Source organism: Mycobacterium sp. (assembly GCF_040398885.1).
Taxonomy (GTDB): Bacteria; Actinomycetota; Actinomycetes; order Mycobacteriales; family Mycobacteriaceae; genus Mycobacterium.
Genome location: NZ_JBBATF010000280.1, coordinates 1 through 2,067, shown reverse-complemented (window position 1 = coordinate 2,067; position 2,067 = coordinate 1). Strand labels below are relative to the sequence as shown.

General features: G+C 64.4%; 1 protein-coding gene. It reads right to left on the bottom strand.

The window, feature by feature from the left end; all coding sequences use genetic code 11:
• The coding region (locus ADBZ5U_RS16015) for an MMPL family transporter (RefSeq protein ID WP_526811848.1) at positions 1 to 2,067 on the bottom strand (2,067 nt) is incomplete at both ends.

Here is a 2,067-nt window from a genome sequence, read left to right as displayed (position 1 = left end):
GCGCCCACCAGCAGTCGTCGCCGAGCAGTTTCATGATGGCCGGCACCAGGAACATCCGGACGACGGTGGCGTCGAGCAACAGCGCGATCAGCAGGCCGAAGGCCAGGTACTTCATCATCACCAGATCGGAGAACACGAACGCGCCGGCGACCACCGCCAGAACCAGGGCCGCGGCGGTGATGAGCCGGCCCGTCGTGGCGGTGCCGATCCGGATCGCCTCGGTGGTGGACATGCCCTGTTCGCGGGCCTCCACCATGCGGGAGACCAGGAACACCTCGTAGTCGGTGGACAGGCCGTAGATCACGGCGATGATCAAGCCGATCATCGGCGCCATCAGGGGCTGCGGGGTGTAGTTCATGATTCCCGACCCGTGACCCTCGACGAACATCCAGGTCAGCACGCCCATGGTGGACCCGAGCGTGAGCGCACTCATAAGCGCGGCCTTGATCGGCAGCACCAGTGAACCGAACGCCAGGAACATCAGGATCGTGGTGGTGGTGATCAACAGCAACACCATCAACGGTAGTTTCGAGAACAGACTGTGGATGCTGTCCTGCTCCAGCGCCGGGGTGCCGCCCACGTAGAGCGACTCACCCTTGGGCGGGACGATGGATCGTAGTTCGGTGATCTTCTTGGCGGCGTCATTGCGGTTCACCAGACCGTTCTGGATGACGCGCACGGACGGGTCCTTGGATGCCCCGTCCAGATACGGACGCTCCTTCCACATCGCGTCGGGGTTGTTGTCGGGGTCGATGAACCCGCTGATCCCCATCGCCTTGGCCCGGATCTCGGCGACCTGCTGATCGGTGACGGGCTTGCCGTCGTCGTTCTGGATGACCAGCGTGATCGGCTCGGTGCGGAAGCCGGGGAAGACCTTGTCGAACTCCTCCTGGGCCAGCCGCACCGAGTTGTTGGGCGGCAGGTACTTCTCGCTGATGCCGCCGAGCGAGAGCGTCCCGAGCGGGATGATCATCGCGATCATGATCAGGATGATGGGCACGGCGAAGGCCACCGGGCGTTTCATCACCCGGTTGACCAGCTTGCCCCAGAACCCGTTCTCGACCTCTTCGCGGGTCTTGGTCTTCTGTGTCTTCTCGGCGAACCAGTCGATGATCCTGCGGGAGAACGACCAGTTGGCCAGGAACGGCACCCGCAGCAGGGTGTTCACTCCCAGCGCGTCGACGTTCGGGCCGAGGATGCCGAGGATCGCCGCGAGCACGGTGATGGACAGCACCGCGGCCAGCATCACCGAGGCGATGATCGCGTAGGTGATCGACTTCAGGAAGCCCTGCGGGAACAGCAGTAACGGCAGTGAGGAAGCCACGATGATGACCGCCGAGAAGACCACGGTCCGTCCCGCGGTCATCACCGTCCGGCGTACCGCCGTCTCGGTGTCGTAGCCCTCGGCGAGTTCCTCTCGGAACCGGCTGACGATGAACAGCCCGTAGTCGACGGCGATACCCAAGCCGATCAGCGTCACGACGGGCTGGGCGAAGAAGTGCACCGGGGTGATGTCGGCGGTCAGTCGCATGATGCCCAGGGCGCCGGCGATCGACAGGCCGCCGATGATGGCCGGGAGGCTGGCCGCCACCACACCGCCGAAGACGAAGAACAGCAGCACGGCGACCAGCGGGATGGCGGCCACCTCCGCGCGCTGCTGGTCCTTGCCGATGGTCCCGGTCAGCTCGTTGGCCAGCGGCTGCAGGCCGGCCTGCTTCACGTCGACGCCGTCGATCTCGAAGCTGTCCTTGACCTTCTTGTAGTTGTTCAGGATGGTGTCGTCGTCGTCGCCTTTGAGCTGGATCGACATGAAGGCGTGCTTCTTGTCGGCGTCGGCCATGTTCTTGAGAATGTCCGGGCTCTTGAAGTACCCGATGGCGCGCAGGATCTCGTCGGGGTGGTCCTTCTGGGCCCGGTCGAGGTTGTCCAGGATCTTCTTGGTGAATTCCGGGTCGTCGACGGTCTTGCCCTCGGAAGCGGTGTAGATGGCCACGATGTGACCGGAGGTGTCCCGGCCGTAGGCCTCGTCGGCGATCAGCGAGGCCCGCACCGACTGGCTGCCCTCGT